This is a genomic window from Sphaerotilus sp. (assembly GCF_041083715.1).
GTDB lineage: Bacteria > Pseudomonadota > Gammaproteobacteria > Burkholderiales > Burkholderiaceae_C > Sphaerotilus.
Genome location: NZ_JBFPGY010000021.1, coordinates 1 through 13,908 on the forward strand (window position 1 = coordinate 1; position 13,908 = coordinate 13,908).

10 protein-coding genes are annotated in these 13,908 nt (G+C 69.7%); 7 read left to right on the plus strand and 3 right to left on the minus strand.

The window, feature by feature from the left end; genetic code table 11:
* Together AB3X43_RS00885 and thiD are read right to left on the minus strand one after the other, a co-directional pair.
* Positions 1–821 (minus strand): glutamate-1-semialdehyde 2,1-aminomutase (locus tag AB3X43_RS00885; RefSeq protein ID WP_369428012.1); only part of this gene is annotated, 821 nt, incomplete at its 3' end.
* A 34-nt stretch (positions 822–855) separates the two neighbouring features.
* Complete coding sequence (gene thiD, locus AB3X43_RS00890) at positions 856–1,794, minus strand: bifunctional hydroxymethylpyrimidine kinase/phosphomethylpyrimidine kinase (protein WP_369428013.1); 939 nt, start codon at positions 1,792–1,794, stop codon at positions 856–858.
* A 148-nt stretch (positions 1,795–1,942) separates the two neighbouring features.
* On the opposite strand from thiD, the gene AB3X43_RS00895 reads away from it, so the two are divergent.
* The 7 genes from AB3X43_RS00895 to AB3X43_RS00925 all read left to right on the plus strand — a co-directional run bounded on the left by AB3X43_RS00895 (position 1,943) and on the right by AB3X43_RS00925 (position 13,058).
* Positions 1,943–2,095, plus strand: coding sequence for a rubredoxin (locus AB3X43_RS00895; RefSeq protein ID WP_369428014.1), 153 nt, complete (start codon positions 1,943–1,945; stop codon positions 2,093–2,095).
* Between the two features lie 12 nt (positions 2,096–2,107).
* A complete protein-coding gene (locus tag AB3X43_RS00900; RefSeq protein ID WP_369428015.1) occupies positions 2,108–2,524 on the plus strand; it encodes a response regulator in 417 nt (138 codons plus the stop codon).
* 68 nt (positions 2,525–2,592) lie between these two features.
* Positions 2,593–2,958, plus strand: coding sequence for a response regulator (locus AB3X43_RS00905; protein ID WP_179633121.1), 366 nt, complete (start codon positions 2,593–2,595; stop codon positions 2,956–2,958).
* 22 nt (positions 2,959–2,980) lie between these two features.
* Positions 2,981–3,511, plus strand: coding sequence for a chemotaxis protein CheW (locus AB3X43_RS00910; protein ID WP_369428016.1), 531 nt, complete (start codon positions 2,981–2,983; stop codon positions 3,509–3,511).
* Between the two features lie 52 nt (positions 3,512–3,563).
* On the plus strand, positions 3,564–5,903 hold the full coding sequence (locus tag AB3X43_RS00915; protein ID WP_369428017.1) for a methyl-accepting chemotaxis protein: 2,340 nt from the start codon (positions 3,564–3,566) through the stop codon (positions 5,901–5,903).
* A gap of 26 nt (positions 5,904–5,929) precedes the next feature.
* Positions 5,930–11,968 carry a hybrid sensor histidine kinase/response regulator gene (locus tag AB3X43_RS00920; RefSeq protein ID WP_369428018.1) on the plus strand — a complete coding sequence of 2,013 codons (6,039 nt, stop codon included), beginning with the start codon at positions 5,930–5,932 and terminating at the stop codon, positions 11,966–11,968.
* Positions 11,969–11,984: 16 nt separating this feature from the next.
* Positions 11,985–13,058 (plus strand): GGDEF domain-containing protein, encoded by a 1,074-nt coding sequence (locus AB3X43_RS00925; RefSeq protein WP_369428019.1) that lies wholly within the window; start codon positions 11,985–11,987, stop codon positions 13,056–13,058.
* A gap of 16 nt (positions 13,059–13,074) precedes the next feature.
* Here the strand turns inward: AB3X43_RS00925 and AB3X43_RS00930 are convergent.
* Positions 13,075–13,908 (minus strand): cryptochrome/photolyase family protein (locus tag AB3X43_RS00930; protein ID WP_369428020.1); only part of this gene is annotated, 834 nt, incomplete at its 5' end.

Consider the following 13,908-nt stretch of genomic DNA (forward strand, 5'->3'; position numbering starts at 1 on the left):
CCACCGATGACCTTGCCGAACACGCTGATGTCGGGCGCGAAACCGGGGATGGCTTCGGCATACAGGCTCTGCGCGCTGCCGAGGGCGACGCGGAAGCCCGTCATCACCTCGTCGAACACGAACAGCGCGCCGTGCTGGTCGCACAGTTCGCGGATGCGCTGCACGAACGGCACCTGCGCCCGCACGAAGTTCATGTTGCCGGCGATCGGCTCGATCATCACGCAGGCGAGTTCGGGGCCGTGCAGCCGGAACGCCTCTTCGAGCTGTTCGAGGTTGTTGTATTCGAGGACCAGCGTGTGCTGCACGACTTCCGGCGGCACGCCGGCGGAGGTCGGGTTGCCGAAGGTGGCCAGCCCGGAGCCGGCCTTGACCAGCAGCGCGTCGGCGTGGCCGTGGTAGCAGCCTTCGAACTTGATCAGCTTCGAGCGGCCCGTGGCGCCACGCGCCAGCCGGATCGCGGTCATCGCGGCTTCGGTGCCGGAGCTGACGAGGCGGATCTGCTCGCAGCTGGGCACCAGCGACAGGATCTCCTCGGCCAGTTCGACCTCGCGCTCGGTCGGTGCGCCGAAGCTGAAGCCTTCGGTCGCCGCCTGCTGCACGGCCGCCAGGACCGCCGGGTGGCCGTGGCCGAGGATCATCGGGCCCCAGGAGCCGATGTAGTCGATGAAGCGCCTGCCCTCGGCGTCCCACATGTGCGGGCCCTGTGCGCGGGCGATGAAGCGTGGCGTGCCGCCGACGGCACGGAATGCGCGCACGGGGGAGTTGACGCCGCCCGGAATCACCTTCCGGGCACGTTCGAACAACTGGTCGTTGGTGGTCATCGGTCTCGCGCCGGGCGGACCGGCGCCGGGTTCGTCAATGGATGCTGCGCGGCTTGGTGGGCGAGTCGATGTCGGCGGACATCGCGTCGATGAGGTCCTCCTCGCCTTCGCCATCCTCGTCTTCCGGCGGCATGGCCCAGAAGAAGCGGTCGGGCACGACATTGCCCATGCCGGGACGGAAACCAGCGTCGAGCGACTGGTCGAGGAAGGCCAGGGCTTCGGACACGGCGATGTGCAGCTCCTGCCCGGTCGCGATCAGCGCGGCGATCGAGGCCGACAGCGTGTCGCCTGCACCGATGAACGAGGTCTCGAAGCGCTCGAACTTCTCGCCGGTGATGGCGCCCTGCGGGGAGGACAGCACGTTGTCCACCTGGTTGTTGGGCAGCTGCAGGCCAGTGACGAGCACGTACTGCGTGCCGTGCTTGCCGGCGGCGACGGCGAGTTCGCGCGCCGACGGCGGGCGCTCGGAGTCCCAGTCGGGCAGCAGGAAGTCGGTGAGCGTCTTCTGGTTGCCGACCAGTGCCAGCGTCTGCGGCAGCACGAGTTCGCGCAGCGCGTCGTGGTAGGCGGCGGCTTCGTCCTCGTCGTCCATCCAGGACAGCGTGGGCAGATAGGTCACCAGCGGCACGTCCGGGTAGTCGGAGAGCACCTCGGCCACGGCACCGACGATCTCGGCATTGCCGAGGAAGCCGACCTTCCAGGCGGAGATGGTCACGTCTTCCAGGACGCTGCGCGCCTGCTCGACGACGGTTTCGGGATCGAGCGGGGTGTGCTCGAAGATCTCGGCCGTGTCGCGCATGACGATGGTGGAGATCACGGGCAGTGCGTGCGCACCCATGGCCGCGATGGTGGCAATGTCGCCAGCGACGCCACCGGCGCCGGTGGCGTCACTGGCATTGAAGCTCATCACGCAAGCCGGGGCCGGCAGGTCCTGGGGGTCGTCGCTGACGATTTCGGTTGCGTTGGGGTTCATCCGGGAGGGCCAGAGTGACTCTGGCCGTTTTCTGAGAATTGTTGTGAAGGGGGCCGTCTGTTCTCGCCGGGCGGGCGGGGCCAGTGGCTACAATCTTTGCCCATTGTAGACAAGCTGAACACACGCCGTGAGCCCTTCGAAAACCTGGATGTGTCTGATCTGTGGGTGGATCTATGACGAAGCGATTGGTGATCCGGAACACGGCATCGCACCGGGCACGGCCTGGGCGGATGTGCCGATGAACTGGGTCTGTCCGGAATGCGCTGCCCGCAAGGACGATTTCGAGATGGTCCAGATCTGACCGGATGCCGTCGTGGACCACCGGCCTGACACTCCTACCCCCGAACGCGAGCGCTCGGTCACGCGTGTGCTGGTGATCGACGACAGCAACACCATCCGGCGCAGCGCCGAGATCTTCCTGAAGCAGGGTGGCTGCGAAGTCGTGCTCGCCGAGGATGGCTTCGACGCGCTGGCCAAGGTCAGCGACCACCGCCCGGACCTGATCTTCTGCGACATCCTGATGCCGCGGCTGGATGGCTACCAGACGTGTGCCATCATCAAGCGCAACCCCGAATTCGCCAACGTGCCGGTGATCATGCTGTCCTCCAAGGATGGTCTGTTCGACAAGGCGCGTGGGCGCATGGTGGGGTCGGAAGACTACCTGACCAAGCCCTTCACCAAGGACCAGTTGCTCCAGGCGGTGCAGTTGCACTGTCGGGTGGTCTCCTGATGCGCTGTGCCCGGACCGGCTGGCGCTGAGTCCGGCCCAGACGCTTGAGCGCCCCAAGACGACCCGCCATGCCGATACACAACATCTTGTTGGTGGACGACTCCAGGACCGAGCTGCATGTCCTGACGGACCTGCTGGTGCGCCAGGGGTTCCGCGTTCGCACGGCCGAGAACGGCGAGGAGGCCCTGCGCCGCATCGCCGAGGAAAAGCCCGACCTGATCCTCATGGACGTGGTGATGCCGGGCCAGAACGGCTTCCAGCTCACCCGCACCATCACCCGTGACCCGCGCTACGCGGACGTGCCGGTGATCATGTGCACCAGCAAGAGCCAGGAGACCGACAAGGTCTGGGGCATGCGCCAGGGTGCACGCGACTACGTGGTCAAGCCCGTCAATCCCGACGAGCTGGTCCAGAAGATCCGGGCCTTCGGCTGAACCCCATCCACCAGGAGCCCTCATGGCCAACAAGGAAGCGCTGAGGGAGCTGCAAGGCCGGCTGGCCGAGCGCTTGCAGGAAGTCCGCAGCATCGAGCACACCGTCGGCTGGCTCGCGGTCGAGTCCGCGGGACACGCGTTCCTGTTCCCGCTGGCGGAGGCTGGCGAGATCTTCCAACCGGGCGTCCTGCTGGGCGTGCCGCACACCGAGCCGTGGTTCCTGGGTGTCGCCAACCTGCGTGGTGCGCTCACTGGTGTGGTGGATCTGGCCGGATTCCTCGGATTGCGCGAGCGGATTCCGCCCGCCGTGCGCGAACAGGCCCGTGTCGTGGCGTTCAATCCGACGCTGGAGCTGAACGCCGCGCTGCTGATCGACAAGCTGGCCGGGCTGCGCCACGCGGACCAGATGACCCCCGTGGTGCCGGACGAACAGCCGCAGCCGGCCTTTGCCGGTGGCCGCTGGCTGGATGTGTCCGGTCGGCTCTGGCAGGAACTGCGCCTGTCGATGTTGCCGCGTGACGAGCGTTTCCTGCGCATCATCGGCGCTGAATGACAGCCGTCCTGTGGCACGGTCGCGGACGTAACGGTTGAAAGACGAGGCGGGGATGGGTTTCATGGACAGGCTCAAGGGCAAGAACCAGCGGCACGGCGGGCCGGAGGCGCCCGTGCCCGACGACGAATCCTATGCCGGCCCGTACACGATCAGCGGCGAGGAGTCCGACGATCTGCACGACACGGTCCAGGACGCTTCGCTCCAGACCACCGTGTCCGTCCCTGAGGGATCCATCATCAGCGAGGCCTCGCCGTCCAGCCTGCAGGTGCCGTTCCACGAGCGCCGCCCGTCCTCGGGCGCGTCGCCGCGGCGGGCGCTGCTGGCTGCACGGGTCCGGCTGCCGCTGATCGGCGGCTGGTCGTCCGATCGGCAGCAGCGCTTGCTGGGTGGACTGCTCGCCCTGGGCGGGCTCGGGCTGGTCCTGGCGTCGGTGATGGCGGTGCGCTCGGCCGGAGGGAGTTCGGCGCAGATCGGTGCGACCGGGCAGGCGCTGATGCAGTCGCAGCGGCTGGCCAAGGCGGTGCTGCAGGCACTGGCCGGACAGCCGCAGGCATTCGCCGAGGTGCGCGAATCGACGGCGGTGCTGTCGGCCAACGTGCGCGGCCTGCACAGCGGGCAGGCCGACACCGGCCTGCAGGCGGTCTCGCTGGCCACGCGCGGCCTGATCGATCCGCTGCTGGCGGTCGTCGACAAGACCGAGAAGAACGCCGGCACCGTGCTGGCCCAGGAGGCGCTGCTGACCCAGGTCGGGCAGGCGCTGAAGGCGATCAACCGCCAGTCGGGCGAGCTGCTCGACGCCACCGAGGCCATCGCCGCGGCCAAGGTGCAGCAGGATGCGCTGCCCACCGAGGTGTCCGCCGCCGGCCGGCTGGTGATGCTGACGCAGCGCATCGGCAAGTCCGCCAACGAGTCGCTCACCGTCGAGGGGGTGTCGCCCGAGGCGCTGTTCCTGCTCGGCAAGGACCTCAACACCTTCCGCGACGTGGCCCGCGGCCTGCTCGACGGCAACCCCGACCTGCGCCTGACCGCCACCAAGGATCCGCAGATCCGCGCCCGGCTGGAAGCGCTGCTGAAGTCGCACGAGGCGCTGCGCACGCACGCCAGCGCCATCCTCGGCAATCTGCAGGGCCTCGTCTCGGCCCGCGAAGCCGAGACGGCCATCATCGTCGACACGGAAACGCTGCGGCAGGGCCTGACCCGGGTGCAGTCCAGCGTGTCCTCGGTCGGCGGCATCGGCTGGTTCAACGTCGGGCTGCTGGGGCTGTCGCTGCTGCTCGGGCTGCTGGGCGGCCTGGGGCTGCTGCTGGTGTTCACGGCCGACCAGCGCCAGCGGGCGTCGGTGTCGGACGTGCAGCGCCTCGAAGCCGAGCGCCAGGAGCGCGAGGCCAAGCGGGTCAACGATGCGAACCAGGCGGCGATCCTGCGGCTCATGAACGAGCTGCAGGCGGTCGCCGAAGGCGATCTGACGCAACAGGCCACCGTCACCGAGGACATCACGGGCGCCATCGCCGACTCGGTCAACTACACGGTGGAAGAACTGCGCTCGCTGGTGTCGCAGGTGCAGGGCACGGTGGCACGGGTGACCGACACGACGCAGCAGGTCGAGGCAACCTCCACCGAGCTGCTCGCGGCCTCCGACGAGCAGTTGCGCGAGATCCGCGAGACCGGCGAGGCCGTGCTGCAGATGGCGGGCCGCATCCAGCGGGTGTCGGGCCAGGCCCAGCAGTCGGCTGACGTGGCGCGCCACTCGCTGTCGGCGGCCACCTCGGGCCTGACCGCGGTGCTCGACACCATCGGCGGCATGAACACCATCCGCGAGCAGATCCAGGAGACCTCCAAGCGCATCAAGCGCCTGGGCGAGTCGTCGCAGGAGATCGGCGAGATCACCGAGCTGATCTCCGACATCACCGAGCAGACCAACGTGCTGGCGCTGAACGCGGCGATCCAGGCGGCGTCCGCAGGGGAAGCCGGGCGCGGTTTCTCGGTCGTGGCCGAGGAAGTGCAGCGCCTGGCCGAGCGCTCGGGCGATGCCACGCGCCAGATCGCCGTGCTGGTCAAGACCATCCAGACCGACACCGCCGACGCGGTGGTGGCGATGGAGCGTTCGACACAGGGTGTGGTCGAGGGCGCCAAGCTGTCGGACAACGCCGGCACCGCGCTGACCGAGATCGACCGCGTCTCGCGCCAGCTCGCCGAGCTGATCGAGGCCATCTCGGCGCAGGCCCGCCAGGAGGCCGAGAACGCCACGATCGTGGCGCAGAATATCCAGCACATCTTCGCCGTCACCGAACAGACCGGCGAAGGTACCCGCTCCACCGCGCAGCTGGTGCGCCAGTTGTCCCGCACGGCCGAGGAATTGCGGCAGTCGGTGGCGCGATTCAAGATCAGTTGAGCCCGATGGACCAGCACCACACCGCCGTGACCGATGACCTCAGCGCCCTCGCCTGGGTGCTGGAGGAACTCCGCAAGACGCTGGAGGCGGCGCACAAGTCGCTGCGCCGCTACCTGCGCGAGGTCGGTGCGGCCGAGGGCTCGGACCTGGACGATGTCGAGCCGGCGGTCCTGCGCACCGCCCGGCAGCAGATCCACCAGAGCGTGGGTGCGCTGGAGCTGGTCAATCTGCCTGAAGGTGCGCTGCTGCTGCGGTCGGCCGAACAGCTGGTGCAGCGGTTTGTCGCCAAGCCGCAGCGGCTGGACACGGCCGGGGTCGAGGCGATCGAGAAGGCCTCGCAGGCACTGCTGGATTACCTCGCGCAGAAGCTCGCCGGCAAGCCGGTGCAGGCGGTGGGGCTGTTTCCGCAGTGGCGTGTGCTGCTGGAGCTGAACAGCGCCGAACGCATCCATCCGGCCGACCTGTGGGCGCACGACTGGCGCCTGCGCGAGGTGCCGGACACCACCGACAGTGTGGCGCACCGTGCCGATGCGGCGCTGCTCGCCAGCGTCGAGCGGGCGCTGCTCGGGCTGATGCGCCAGAACACGCCGGCCGCGGCCGTGGCGCTGTCCCGCGACTGCGCGAGCCTGGCCCAGGCCGCCACCGGGGCCGAGGAGGCCACGCTGTGGCGGCTGGCGAGCGCGTTCTTCCAGGCCTGGTCGCTCGGGCTGCTGCCGCCGGACATGTTCCTCAAGCGCACCGCGTCCCGCGTCATGGCGCAGCTGCGCAGCCGCATCAAGGGCGACGAAGGCTTCTCGGAGCGGCTGGCGCAGGACCTGCTGTTCTACTGCGCACGGGCCTGGCCGCGACCGGGTCTGCAGGCGCCGATGCTCGTAGCGGTGCACGTCGCCTATGACCTCGCACCGCTGACGCCGGTCGACTACAACATGCCGTGCTACGGCCGCAGCGATCCGGTGCAGGTCCAGCAGACCCGCAAGCGCGTGAAGGCGGCCAAGGACGCCTGGAGTCTGGTGTCGTCGCCCGAAGCCTTCCGCGATCCGCACCGGGGTGTCCCGCTGCTCGACGTGTTCACGCTGGTCGGCGAGTCGATCAGCCGGCTCTATGAGGACGGCGGCCAGCTCGCCCGCGCGCTGGTTGCCGCGGCCATGGTCGTCGTGCGCGCCAACCGGCCGCCCGGCCCCGAGCTGGGCATGGAGGTCGCCACCAGCCTGCTCTATCTGGAAGCCGCGCTCGACGAGGTCGATGTCGACCGCAACGGCCACGCCGACCACGCGGTCCGCCTGGCCGAACGCATCGACCGGGTGACCGCCGGACAGCGTTCGCAGCCGCTGGAGCCGTGGATGGAGGCGCTCTACCGCCGCGTCAGCGAGCGCCTGACGCTCGGCAGCGTGGTGCAGGAGCTGCGTGCGACGCTCGGCGAGGTCGAGCAGCAGATCGACCAGTTCTTCCGCAGCCCGCAGGAAAGCGGATTGCTCGCCGGCGTGCCGGGGCTGCTCGGCTCGATGCGCGGGGTGCTGTCGGTGCTGGGCATCGACGCGGCCATCCAGACGCTGCACTGCATGCGCGAAGACGTCGAGTACCTGCTGCACAGCGAACACCTGCCGCAGGAAGCCCGGACGCTGAGCGCCTTCCAGCGGCTGGCGGCCAATCTGGGGGCGCTGGGCTTCCTGATCGACATGCTGAGCGTGCAGCCGGTGGTCGCCAAGTCGCTGTTCCAGTTCGACCCGCTGCTGGGCGTGCTGTCGCCGGTGATGGGCCGCTCGGCGGTCTCGGCCGACGTGATCAGCCGCGCCGAGGCGATCGCCGATGCCGTCCAGCACGATGGTGTTTCGCTGGACGCGGTCGCCGCCGACCTGCAGGCGCTGCAGGACGATGCCCAGGTCACCGCGCTGCCAGCGCTGTCGGCGCACCTCAGCGCCGCCCGCTACGCGCTCGACCACGACCACGACGAAGGCCGCGCGCAGGTGCTGCAGGTGATGCAGGACTTTGTCGCGACCGCCACGGCGCCGCTCGGCCTGGATCCGCTCGGTCCGCCGCTGACCGCCCGACCGCCAGCACCAGGCCCGCTCGACATGCCGGTCTTCCAGCCCACCGGGCTGGAAGACGATGACGAGATGCGCGAGGTCTTCCTCGAAGAGTCCCGCGAGGTGGTTGCGGAAGGCCTGGCGGCGCTCGATGCACTGTCGCAGGCGCCTGGCAACCTCCCGCTCCTCACGCACCTGCGCCGCGCTTTCCACACGCTCAAGGGCAGTGCGCGCATGGTCGGTTTCAGCGCGTTCGGCGAAGCTGCCTGGTCGTGCGAGCAGCTCTACAACCACTGGCTGGCCGAGCAGACGCCCGCCAGCTCCGAGCTGCGCACCTTCACCGGTGACGCGCTGCGCTATTTCGAGGCCTGGACCGGCGCCATCGCCCGCAGGGATGTGGCCGACTTCCTGCCCGAACCGATCATGGCGGGCGCCGAGGCGCTGCGCCATGCTGGCGAGCTGATGCGGGTGTGCCTGCCGGGGGCCTCGTCGCCGCCCGTGCCGTCGCCGACGATCTCGCGGCTGGGCGGGCTGTCCGAGCATGGACAGGTCGATCTGGAAGTGCCGTTCGATGAGCCGGCTCGCCCGCTGATGGAGCCGCTGCAGGCGACCCGGCCGATGGAGCTGGGCGGCGCCATGTGGCGCGCACCGGCGCCCGCTCCGGTGCCGGACGCCTTGTCGATGCTCATCGACCTGCCGCTGGATTTCAGCGCTCCCGTCGACGTCTCGTTCGACGACTTCGAGATGCCTGACGGCCCGATCGAGCGCATCGAGGTGGGGGCATCCGGTCTGGACGACGAGCACCACAGCTGGCGCGCTCCGCTGCAGACCAGCACCACCTCGGAACACGCGACGCTGAGCGGCCCGTTGCCCGAGGCGGATCTGATCCGTCCTGCCGAACCTGCGCCCGAGATCGAGCCACTGGACCTTGATGTGGGCGAGGCGCCTGCCGTCGCGGCGGATGCACCCGCCGCGGTGCCTGCACTGGCGCAGCAGACCGCCGACGTGATCGATCTGGAAGGCGTACGCGCCCAGATCGCGGCCGACGTGCTGCGTGCCGCCCAGCCCGATCGGCAGGGCGACGACGACCAGATCAAGGTCATCGGTCCGCTGCGGCTGCAGATCCCGCTGTTCAACATCTACCTCAACGAGGCCGACGAGGTCTCGCGCCGCCTGGGCACCGAGTTGACGCTGTGGACGATGGAGCTGCCGCGTCCGCTCGGCGAGGAGGCCATGACGCTGGCACACACGCTGGCCGGCAACTCGGCGACCGTCGGCTTCACCGAACTGGCGCAGGTGGCGCGCGCACTGGAGCATGCACTGAACCAGGTGCTGGCGCTGCAGGTGGCGGGTCCGATCGACCCCTCCGAGGCCGAGCTGTTCGTGATGGTCAGCGATGACATTCGCCGCCTGCTGCACCAGTTCGCGGCCGGTTTCCTGCAGATGGCTTCGCCGCTGGTCAGCGAGCGGCTGCAGGCCTGGAGCCTGGGCGCCCAGCAGCGCCTGACCGGAGCCGACGCAGCATCCGTTGCCGAGGCCTCCGCGCCGATCCCGGCCCTGGTGTCGACACCGGCTGCCGCGGCGTCCACGATCGTGATCGACCACGCCTTCGACGCCGACATCGACCAGATCGACCAGGTGGATGCCGACCTGTTCCCGATCTTCTCCGAAGAAGCGCAGGAACTGCTGCCGCGGCTGGAGTCCCAGGTCGTCGCCTGGCTGCAGAGTCCCGGCAACACGGGCGCGCCGACCGCGTGCATGCGCACGCTGCACACCTTCAAGGGCAGCGCCCGCCTGGCGGGCGCGATGCGCCTGGGCGAGCTGGCGCACCGGTTCGAATCCGCGATCGAGGCGCTGCTGGCGGCGGGCGCAGAGGTGCCGGTGGCCGGGCTGTCGGCGCTGGCGCAGCGGGCCGATGCGCTGGTCGCTGCCTTCGAGGGGTTGCGCGAGCGCCAGTCGACGCCTGCGTCCACGATGGCCGCAGCACCCTGGGCCCAGACCACGCTGACGCCACCGCGGCCGCTGTCCGCCGAGGCGCGGATGCCCGCGCCGCCAGCGCCGGGTGCTGCCCAGCGCGCGGCGACTGCCACCCCGGTGGCGCTGCCGACCGACACCGTCGGCATGATCGACTGGTCACGCTTCGTCGCGCCGCTGGGTGGCGCACCGGCTGCGCCGACCGAGCGGGTCGTGCTCAACCCGCAGCCGGTGCGCGTGCGTGCCGCGCTGCTGGACCGGCTGGTCAATCTGGCGGGCGAGGTCAGCATCACCCGCTCGCGGCTGGACGCCGAAGTCGGCCACATCCGCAGCTCGCTCGGCGACCTGACCGACAACCTGGAGCGCCTGAGCCGACAGCTGCACGACGTGACGCTGCAGGCCGACACGCAGCTCGAATCGCGCCGCGAAGCGGCCCGTGCGGCGGCGCAGGAGTTCGACTCGCTCGAACTCGACCGCTACACCCGGCTGCAGGAACTCACCCGCATGATGGCCGAGTCGGTCAACGACGTCGCCACCGTGCGCAGTGCGCTGCAGCGCACGCTGCAGACCGCCGAGGACGAACTGGCCGTGCAGGCTCGGCTGACCCGCGAACTGCAGGGCGACCTGCTGCGCACGCGCATGGTCGAGTTCGAGAGCCTGTCCGAGCGCCTGTACCGCGTCGTGCGGCTGGCGGCCAAGGAGGTTGGCAAGCAGGTGCGCTTCGACATCGTCGGCGGTTCGATCGAAGTCGACCGCGGCGTGCTGGACCGCATGACCGCCGCCTTCGAGCACCTGCTGCGCAACGGAGTCACCCACGGCATCGAGGCGCCCGAGCAGCGTGCCGCTGCCGGCAAGGATGCCATCGGCAGCATCACGATGTCGCTGGTGCAGGAGGGCAACGAGGTCTGTGTCGAGCTGCGCGACGATGGCGCCGGGCTCGACCTGGGCCGCATCCACGAACGCGCCGTCGCGATGGGGCTGATCTCCGGGGATGCCGTCGTGGCCGATGCGGTGCTGACGGACCTGATCTTCGCCCCCGGCCTGTCCACGGCGGCGGTGCTCTCCGAGGTGGCCGGGCGCGGTGTCGGCATGGACGTGGTCAAGTCCGACGTGCAGTCGCTGGGCGGGCGCATCGAGATCCGCTCCGAGGCGGGCCGTGGCACCTGCTTCAAGCTGGTGCTGCCGCTGACCACCGTGGTGACGCAGGTCGTGATCCTGCGCGCGGGCACGCGCTCGATCGCCGTGCCGTCCAACCTGATCGAACTCGTGCAGCGCACGCCGGCCGAGCGTGTCGAGCAGGCCTACCACGAGGGACAGTACGTGTACGGCGGCCAGTCGCTGCCGTTCTACTGGCTCGGCGCGCTGCTCGACAGCCCCGGCCGCAGCCTGGAGATGAGCGGGCGGACGCTGCCGGTGGTCATCGTGCGCTCGGCGCAGCAGCGCGTGGCGCTGCATGTGGACGATGTGCTCGGCAACCACGAAGTGGTGGTGAAGAACCTCGGCGCGCAGCTGGCGCGGGTGCCGGGGCTGGCGGGCATGACGCTGCTGGCCTCCGGCGCGGTGGCGCTGATCTACAACCCGGTGGCGCTGGCGGCCGTCTACGGCGTGCGGGCGCAGCGGCTGATGCAGGTCGCCGCGCTGAAGGGGCCGGACGATGCCGAGCCGGTCGAGCTGGCGAAGCCGGCACCGCTGGTGCTGGTGGTGGACGACTCGCTCACCGTGCGCCGCATCACCAAGCGCCTGCTGGAGCGCGAGGGCTACCGCGTGGCGCTGGCCAAGGACGGCCTGGAGGCGCTCGACCTGCTGGCCGGCGAGCGGCCGGTGGTCGTGCTCTCGGACATCGAGATGCCCCGCATGGACGGCTTCGACCTGCTGCGCAACATCCGCAGCGATGCCCGGCTGGCGGGTCTGCCGGTGGTGATGATCACCTCGCGCATCGCCAGCAAGCACCGTGATCTGGCGCTTGAACTGGGCGCCAGCCACTACCTCGGCAAGCCCTACAGCGAGGACGAGCTGCTGCGGCTGATCGCTCCCCACGCCCAGGTCTCGCCCGGCACCGTCGCCTGAGCCAGGGCGATCCCGCATGCCAGCGACCACACCGGACCTGCTCGACACCCTGCTCGCGATGACGCGCAGCCGCGAGCGGGCCGAGGTCGATGCGCTGCTGCTGACGGCGCTGGCGGCGCGCACCGCGGCGACGCGCGTGCGGCTCTGGCGCGTCAAGGGCGAAGCGGGCCAGCCTCGCCACTGGATTCTCTGCGGCGAGCAGCACCAGGGACAGGACCGTGCCATGCCGGTCGAGCAGCTCGACGATGCGGCGCGCATTCCCGTGCCATGGAACGCGCTGCCGGATCTGGCGCGCTGTGCCGACGCGCGTGCAGTGGTGGCACGGCCGACTGCCGACACCTCCGGCTGGCACACCGGCCTGCCGCTGCTGCTCGACGCCGACGTCGACGGCCTGATCGAATTCGACAGCGTGCAGCGGCTCGACGCGGCCATGCTGGACGCCGCCCAGCGCCTGCTGCAGGGCCACCGCAACGTGCTCGGCCTGCTCGACTACAGCGAGCGCGACACGCTGACCCGTCTGCTCAACCGCAAGCGCTTCGACACCGCCTTCATGCAGGCCACGGTCGCCGAGGCGCGGCGCATCTACGGGGTGCCCGACGAGGCCGTGGATCCGCAGGACCGCCGCGCTGTCCCGGTCGTGCGCCGCCACTGGCTGGGCGTGATCGACATCGACCACTTCAAGCTCGTCAACGACCGCTTCGGCCACCTCGTCGGGGACGAGGTGCTGTCCATGGTGGCGCGCACCATGACCAGCGTGTTCCGCTTCGACGACCAGCTCTACCGCTTCGGCGGCGAGGAGTTCGTCGTGCTGCTGACCGCCCGCGACGAGGCCGGCGCCCGCAAGGCCTTCGAGCGTTTCCGCCTGGCCATCGAGGCCTGCGACTTCCCGGCGATCGGTCGCGTCACGGTCAGCATCGGCTTCAGCGATGTCCGCCCGGGCGACACACCGCAAGCCTGTTTCGACCGCGCCGACAAGGCCGTCTACCACGGCAAGACGAACGGCCGGAACCAGATCCACTCGCACGAGGTGCTGGTGGAGCAGCGGCTGATCGAGGACACCAGCCACTGCGGCGAGATCGAGCTGTTCTGAGCCTGCGCCAGATTGCTCAGGATTTCTGCGGGGCTTTCTTCAGGGCATCGAACCGCTCCAGCGTCTTCGCCCGTGCCGCTTCATGCACCACCACCGGCGCCGGATAGGTCTTGCCCAGCTCCACCCCCGCCGCCAGCCGCTCCATCGGCTTCGCCTCCCACGGTGCGTGGATCTCGTCGTCGTTCAGCCCGGCCAGCTCGGGCACATAGCGCCGGATGAACCGCCCGGCCGGGTCGAACTTCCGGCTCTGCGTCATCGGGTTGAAGATGCGGAAATACGGCTGCGCGTCGCAGCCGGTCGAGGCCGCCCACTGCCAGCCGCCGTTGTTGGCTGCGAGGTCGAAATCGTTGAGGTGCAGCGCGAAATACGCTTCGCCCCGCCGCCAGTCGATCCCGAGGTGCTTGGTGAGGAAACTCGCCACGACCATGCGCAGCCGGTTGTGCATGTAGCCAGTCTGGTTGAGCTGGCGCATCGCGGCGTCCACGATCGGATAGCCCGTGCGGCCCTCGCACCACGTGGTGAACAGCTGGTCGGCGTGTTGGCCGTGGTCCCATTTGACCGCGTCGTAGTCGGGCTTGAAGCAGTGGCCGACCACGCGCGGGTGGTGGTACAGGATCTGGAAATAGAAATCGCGCCAGACCAGCTCGGACAGCCAGACCTCGGCACCCCGCGAGCCGCCGACCATGCGCTCGTGCGCGAGCCGCGCCAGCTGGCGGATCGACACGGTGCCGAAGCGCAGGTGCACGCTCAGGTAGCTCGGGCCTTTCACGGCGGGGAAGTTGCGCGTGTCCTCGTAGCGGTCGATGCGCTCCAGGAAGTCGAGCAGCAGGTGCGCGCCGCCGCTGGCACC

What these genes read in the sequence shown, in the direction of transcription:
- thiD (WP_369428013.1), bottom strand. Translation starts at nt 1,794, where the DNA reads ATGAACCCCAACGCAACCGAAATCGTCAGCGACGACCCCCAGGACCTG.
- AB3X43_RS00895 (WP_369428014.1), top strand. Translation starts at nt 1,943, where the DNA reads ATGTGTCTGATCTGTGGGTGGATCTATGACGAAGCGATTGGTGATCCG.
- AB3X43_RS00905 (WP_179633121.1), top strand. Translation starts at nt 2,593, where the DNA reads ATGCCGATACACAACATCTTGTTGGTGGACGACTCCAGGACCGAGCTG.
- AB3X43_RS00910 (WP_369428016.1), top strand. Translation starts at nt 2,981, where the DNA reads ATGGCCAACAAGGAAGCGCTGAGGGAGCTGCAAGGCCGGCTGGCCGAG.
- AB3X43_RS00915 (WP_369428017.1), top strand. Translation starts at nt 3,564, where the DNA reads ATGGGTTTCATGGACAGGCTCAAGGGCAAGAACCAGCGGCACGGCGGG.
- AB3X43_RS00925 (WP_369428019.1), top strand. Translation starts at nt 11,985, where the DNA reads ATGCCAGCGACCACACCGGACCTGCTCGACACCCTGCTCGCGATGACG.